Genomic DNA, 6,136 nt, shown 5'->3' with positions numbered 1-6,136 from the left:
TAGTATTGAAAACCCATTGATACTAATTCATAATACCCCGTACCGCCATATTCTTTACCCATATAAGGACTTATGAAATTATCTTTACGTGTTATTTCGTTACTTCTATAACCTTTATTTTTTGTAACTTGTCTTAAACTTTCAGTATATTCGCCCTCTGTTCTTCGGTTATAAAATTCTTCTTCTAAGTTTCTTATATTTGGAAATGTTTTTTCCAATCTGTGCCCTAATTCGTGAATAGCAGTAGCCATACTCTCTTGATCGGTATATCCTGAGATGCAAACTAAATCTATTCCGCTTGGATCTTCTCTAAAAAAGCCTCTAGTAGTTGTTTTTAAATTTACTTTTCCTCTTTCTTCCATTTTGTCTATCCATGCTTGTGGATAAACCTTTACACCATTAACAAAATGAGGAGTAGCCTTAGATGTTTTACTGTTCACAAGTTTTTGTTTTATTTGTGAATCTGATAATTTCGTCATTTCTCTATGTTTACCGAGTTCACTTGTCATAAAATCTACATTTTGTTTAAAAATCTCTTTAGATACATTCATAAGATTTTCAAGGCTTTGACGTTTCTCTTCTTGTAATTTGTCAACATTAGGCTTAATTTCAGAAATTTGTTTTTGAATTTCTGCTTTTTTTGTTTCGCTTAAATTGTCATTTAAACTTAGTTCAAGATTTTTTAACTTAATTTTTTCGTTATTGTATTTTTTTCTTAAATCGTCATATTCTTGCTCTTTTGTTTTACTATATTCTTGACCTTTTAAGTTATTTATTTTGTCTTTGATATAGTCTGAATATGCAGATCCAACGGCTTGTATATCATGTTCAAAATAGCCGTTCGGATCTTTATTATCTTGTACTATTTTACGTATAGCGTTAAAGCGTTGCTCTGGTGTATGATTTGGATTAGATTTTTTATAATCATTTAAGATTTGTGATAATTTTTCGCTATGTCTTTTATTTGCTATTTTTTGCCCCTCTTTTGAATCTTTTTTTATTTCTAAAGTTTTATCTTGTATTTTTTGTTTTTGTAATGCACTTTCTGTAGATAAACCTTTCATTGTAAGATTTAAGGCAATATCTTTATCTTGATCGAATTTTATTAATCCATTATCAGACATCTGCTTTAATATATTTAGACCCCAATAATTGTTGTGATTTTCTTTGTATATCCGTTCTGCATTTCTTAGCTGTTCTTCATTAGATATTTTGCTAAAATCTATTTCTTCAAATAATGGCTGTTTGTATTTAATGCTATTAGATGTATTTTGTAAAATACTTGCCATTTTTTCATATTTTTTTTCTATCTTTTTTTCTATTATTAAAATCATTGATTAGATTATCAATAGCTTGTGTTTCTTGTTCATTAAAAGAAAATCTATTATAAAAGTTATAAAATTTCTTATTAAAAGCATTAAGTTGCTCTTCTGCGGTTTGATTTTCTAAATTTTCAGTTTTTGCAGGATCTTTGTTTTCTGGATTATCAACATTTGCAGGATCTGTATTAGCAGGATTATTCACAGTCTGAAAAGGTATAGTTTGCCCGTTCATTAAATCGGCTCTATGGTTTTTAGCATTAACAAACATCTGTGCGCCCATTTGTTCATTTTTGCCGTGTTCTGGAACGGCTGAAATGTGTTTGCCGTTGAACTTGCCACCCATACCGCCTAATACTTCGCCCGTTTCGCTGTCTAATAATGCAGGTCTGCCCTTGTTTTCCTTGCCGTTTGGATGTACGGTGATCCACTTAGGATCGTCAAGTGCTAATTTTGAATCATTAACAAGTCTATGCTGTTTCCCTTTTGCGTAAGCAATACCAAGTTTAAAAGCCTTTCCCAGTTTATAAGCGTATTCACGATCCATTTTTTTTATCCTTAAATTCCGTTAATATCATAAGTGATTGAACGCAACAAACGGCCGTCTAGTTCTAAAGCCTTTGTTGCATCTGAATTGTTTTTTAAAGAGATATTGCGCTTTTTAAGTGTTTCCCTGGTCCCCTTTGTTTGATGTTCATCTAGCGTTTTGCCATACATCAAAAGAGTTAAAGGCGATCTTGCTGTAAATGTGCCTTTACCGTTAGTGTGGATTGTGGTCTGTAGATCCTGTACGGCCATAATTCCCAACTGTTTAAAAGCGTTAAAAGCGACCTGATAGGGATTTAAAACAAAATTTTTTAAAAGCCTTGCTCCAACTTTCTGCCAAGTGCCTTTTCTGGTCTGTGCGGTGTAACCAAAAATAGGGCGGGGAGGCATAGTCAAAGTGCTTGTTTTGAGATGTATATTATGTGTGTGTGCGAGCCAGCCTCTTTGTTTTCCTGTTACGGCCTGTACCCAGCCATATTCTAAATATGTCGCTACTTCTGCAATCGGTGTGCCGTTGTCATAAGTCAGGCCTTCTTCTACGCCCACATTAAGATTGATTTTTTTAACTTTGTCTAAGTCACTGATCAGGCGGTCAACGTTGCCAAGATCGATCTTTACTTCAAAATCTGCCATTTAAACCGCCTTTTTTGTAGGAAAAACGTAAAAAACGTCATTTAAAAACAGTTTTTACGTTTTTTATGTTGTTATCAATAAGGATGAAAATGTTTAGATATATACACCCTGCCGCCTTTTCTGTAACTCTGTGACATAATCCAGAATTGTGATCCGCATGGTGTCTGTAACCACCATTGAGCAGTTAAAGAGTTTGCTCTTAACAAATCAAAAGATGTAGAAACAGATCCCTGTGATGCGCTTGCAATTCTGCCCTGCTGCCCTGCCGGATTTAACGCTAACATAGTTAAGTGACAAGTAGCAAGATATAACAGGCGTTTTCTAGTCAATACTTTAGGCGGATTATAAGGAAACATTGATCCGTTTTCGTTTCCTAACCACTCTGCAACAGTGTCAAAGTTTTCTTGTATCTGTGTTTCGGTTATATCGCCATTAACATAGGCGGTATTTATCGCAGGAAATAAACTCAAAAATTCACTTAGAGAAAATGTGACAACTGCCATTTTTACCGCCTTATGTTACAAATTAAAAGCTAGAATCTTCGGCTTTTGGATCAAGTCCTGTTTCAGTCTCTTTGATCTGATCCTGAATGTCTTTTGATTTCTTAGCCTCGCTTACAGAATCAACTTTGAATACGCAAGGAGGTAAACCGTTCCAGGAATTAAACATTCTTTCTTTGCCGTGCAGCTTGAATAGAGCCTCCCAGTCTGAACGTGGTAACTGCTGATAGATAGCATTTCCTTTATCAGTTAGAATACCGCCCTTTTGTCCTCTCAGATGATCGTCTAGGCCTGCAAGATGAATCTTTTTATATCCACCTTTACCGTCTGGAATATCGTCAAAGATGTGACCGTTTCTCAGTGAAACACATAGAGTAACTACATCCGCCCCGGTTAAAGTTTCTTTCTCGTTTTTATCTTCAACGGTTGATCCAACTACATCTACTGCGACCTCTTCCGCTACATTCTCTGTTTTCTTTGGTCTTGCCATAATATTTAAACCTCATTTGCAAATGAATTTTGTATATTTTAAAGGGATATAAAAAATATATCCCTTTCAATTATAGCCATTAAATCAAATTTATAAAATAGATTTAATTTCAAAAATACACACCTAACAAATATATTTTTATTAGGTGCGTAATTTTTGACTATACCCCAAGCATAGTACTGATCAAGCTGCTCCTTTTGAGTATGCAGCCCCATGAGGTGCCGACCATCTTTAACTTCTGACCTGATACAGTCTGAACAATTCGGCCTACTCTTAGCTTATCAGCAAAAGCCACGTTCATAGTATCAACACCATACAGAGAAGGAATAATCATCTTGATTTCTTCGCCTGCCTGAGTGCTTAACTCTGGTAACTGTACAACCTCTAAATTAGGGAAATTCTGCTTTAACATCTGCAGTGCGGTTAAGCCGAACTGATTAGGAGCTGACAGATAAGATACAACAGAATTTGAGACAGCTAGAATAACTCTCTCATTCTGGCTAATATTACCGCCATTCTTAGATGATAACTCAGACCATAATTTGAGCACGTCATTATATACATGATTACCGGCATTTGCAGGATCGTTGTTTACCTTATCGGCCCAAGTGGTATATGAAGATCCGCCAATGGTTACAGTAGAAGGATTGATTGATGGATTTAAATTAGGTTCATTGAGTACGCCATAATTTTGCTTATTTGACACGCCAAATAAGTAAAACTGATTCTGCTTTCTTGCGATAATATCCGCACCTGCTAGCTGCTTGCGTGACTGTAAAGCAATCTTTGCGGTATTAGCTTTGTCAACTTCAAGATCGCCAAACTGAATTACAGTCTGGAATCTTGCCAGCTCTCTAACGTTGTACTCATAATTAACGTCAGTAGTTACATTCTCGGTGCGATCTGAGTATGCAGTTACATCAGAGATGCGCTCCTCGCAAACGTAATTATAGTATTCCTGTTCCCAAGTGCCCTGTTTAACTTCAGGTGCTAGCTTGTTAGCGTTGGTTACACCGAATAAGATCTCAACGATCTGAGGATCGATATACTGGAAGAATGAGGCAGGATAACCCACATTAGCCTGTGTCTGCATAGCGGCATCCATAGCCAGCTTTGTCTTAGAAAAATCAGTTCTGATTTTTCCGTTGACAGAATCATAGGCCATAACGCCCTTTGCGCCCTCAAAAACAATGCCTTTTGCTCTTAATTTCTCTAAGGTAAGCATAATTTTTTACTCCTAAAACCTTTTAAAATCAGTTAGTTAAATCTTTCAATGATAACTACATCACCAGCGTTAGCACTTGCACCACCGTTAGGTATTACAACTTTAAAGCCGGTATCTACTTCGCCTGTTCCTGCGGTTGCTGCCAGGTTAATTGCTCCTGTAGTTGGATTTACAAAAACCTTTGCACCTGCAGTAATTCCTGTTAGACCAGTAGGAACGTTGATGTAGAATTGTCCCTGAACTGCTACGGTAACGACTGCGCCCTCTGGTAGAACGTCTAAAGCCTCAGTGAGAACATTCTCAAAAGTTGCATCCATCACACGCTCAACAAAACCCAAAGGAGCTGCACTTTCTGCACCTGTACCAGATGCAATGGCAAATGGTGCGCCCTGTGCGTTTCCGTTTGTCTTAGCAAAAGCAAAACCGCCCACTTTAACAGTACCGTCAGATAAAGGCTGATAAGCTAAGTATCTTGCTGAATCAGTAGCTACTTTCTGGCCTGCTACACCGATTGCAGGTAATAAATTAACTGTTTTCTGAACCATTTTTTAAACCCTCTTAAAAATTAGATTGATTCTCTGATGTTATTTAGCAGGTTATCGGCTGCATCCTCTTTAACTGTACGCTTTGAATCGCCTACAAGTTTCTTGGAGGACATATAGCCTAAGTACATTGCTCTACACTCTTTAGCAGTCATACCCTTAGTGTTTAGACCTTCCTTACGGCAGGCCATACGATACACTGCACCGGCACTGTCAAAAGATAGCGGATCAACGTTGCCTAAAGTACGCTTACAGTTTGAAACGGCCTTAATTTTTGCGCTCATTTCAGCCTTGATCTTGTTATGAATTGACTGAGTGATCTTTGATATAGAATCCTCGCCTAGTGCTCGCTTTTCGCCCTCACTCTCATGTAAAGAATCAAGGTGCTTAGGCTCGTCTTTCTCTTTCTTCTCACCATACTTAACACCCTCGGCAAAAGCCTTCTGAATCAGCGGATCTTCTTTATCCATGCCGCAACGGTCAAGAGCTGCTTTCTGATCTTCATCAAAAACAGGTTTATCCTCTTTCTTTTCCTCGTCAGAATCAGTATCCAGATTTTCATCATCTGCGCCTAGATCTTCCTCGCTTTCGATCTCTTCCTTATCGTCAAGATCTTCGTCACCGTCTGCATTAACATTTTCTTTCTCTTCATCTTTTTCTTCGATTTCAAGATCATCATCTTCTGCAGGCTTTGCCTTTAGAGCAATAATTTCTTCGATCTGTGCTTTTGCCTCGTCTTTGTCGATTCCGGCCTCTTCTAACTTGGTTAGAAATTCATTTAGTTTTTCTTCCATCTGGAGATCTCCATCTTTTTCGTGTTTGTCAACAACGTTGCCTTTTGCATCTGTCTTATGCAAATCTTTGAGCTTTTGAGCAAGTGC

The 6,136-nt window shown here is 37.3% G+C and carries 8 protein-coding genes; all 8 read right to left on the bottom strand.

What is annotated here, in order from left to right:
- On the bottom strand, positions 1 to 1,334 hold a 1,334-nt coding region (locus ACJML3_RS09900; protein WP_406022831.1), incomplete at its 3' end, for a hypothetical protein.
- Positions 1,294 to 1,866 (bottom strand): hypothetical protein, encoded by a 573-nt coding sequence (locus ACJML3_RS09895; protein ID WP_406022829.1) that lies wholly within the window; start codon positions 1,864 to 1,866, stop codon positions 1,294 to 1,296. The genes ACJML3_RS09900 and ACJML3_RS09895, both read right to left, overlap by 41 nt.
- An 11-nt stretch (positions 1,867 to 1,877) precedes the next feature.
- Positions 1,878 to 2,498, bottom strand: a complete 621-nt coding sequence (locus ACJML3_RS09890; protein WP_406022828.1) for a hypothetical protein — start codon at positions 2,496 to 2,498, stop codon at positions 1,878 to 1,880.
- Between the two features lie 74 nt (positions 2,499 to 2,572).
- Entirely contained in the window at positions 2,573 to 3,001 is a 429-nt protein-coding gene (locus ACJML3_RS09885; protein ID WP_406022826.1) for a DUF4054 domain-containing protein, read from the bottom strand.
- A gap of 22 nt (positions 3,002 to 3,023) precedes the next feature.
- Positions 3,024 to 3,488, bottom strand: coding sequence for a hypothetical protein (locus ACJML3_RS09880; RefSeq protein WP_406022824.1), 465 nt, complete (start codon positions 3,486 to 3,488; stop codon positions 3,024 to 3,026).
- Between the two features lie 160 nt (positions 3,489 to 3,648).
- On the bottom strand, positions 3,649 to 4,713 hold the full coding sequence (locus ACJML3_RS09875; protein ID WP_406022822.1) for a hypothetical protein: 1,065 nt from the start codon (positions 4,711 to 4,713) through the stop codon (positions 3,649 to 3,651).
- A 32-nt stretch (positions 4,714 to 4,745) separates the two neighbouring features.
- Positions 4,746 to 5,258 carry a hypothetical protein gene (locus ACJML3_RS09870; RefSeq protein ID WP_406022820.1) on the bottom strand — a complete coding sequence of 171 codons (513 nt, stop codon included), beginning with the start codon at positions 5,256 to 5,258 and terminating at the stop codon, positions 4,746 to 4,748.
- 20 nt (positions 5,259 to 5,278) lie between these two features.
- Positions 5,279 to 6,136 (bottom strand): hypothetical protein (locus ACJML3_RS09865; RefSeq protein WP_406022818.1); only part of this gene is annotated, 858 nt, incomplete at its 5' end.

The organism is Succinivibrio sp. (assembly GCF_045124615.1).
Lineage (GTDB): Bacteria > Pseudomonadota > Gammaproteobacteria > Enterobacterales > Succinivibrionaceae > Succinivibrio > Succinivibrio faecicola.
This window is presented reverse-complemented; position numbering and strand designations above follow the sequence as displayed.

Bases quoted from the DNA above. Each gene is read 5' to 3' on its own strand.
- ACJML3_RS09885 (WP_406022826.1), bottom strand. From the start codon at position 3,001: ATGGCAGTTGTCACATTTTCTCTAAGTGAATTTTTGAGTTTATTTCCT.
- ACJML3_RS09890 (WP_406022828.1), bottom strand. From the start codon at position 2,498: ATGGCAGATTTTGAAGTAAAGATCGATCTTGGCAACGTTGACCGCCTG.
- ACJML3_RS09880 (WP_406022824.1), bottom strand. From the start codon at position 3,488: ATGGCAAGACCAAAGAAAACAGAGAATGTAGCGGAAGAGGTCGCAGTA.
- ACJML3_RS09870 (WP_406022820.1), bottom strand. From the start codon at position 5,258: ATGGTTCAGAAAACAGTTAATTTATTACCTGCAATCGGTGTAGCAGGC.
- ACJML3_RS09895 (WP_406022829.1), bottom strand. From the start codon at position 1,866: ATGGATCGTGAATACGCTTATAAACTGGGAAAGGCTTTTAAACTTGGT.
- ACJML3_RS09875 (WP_406022822.1), bottom strand. From the start codon at position 4,713: ATGCTTACCTTAGAGAAATTAAGAGCAAAAGGCATTGTTTTTGAGGGC.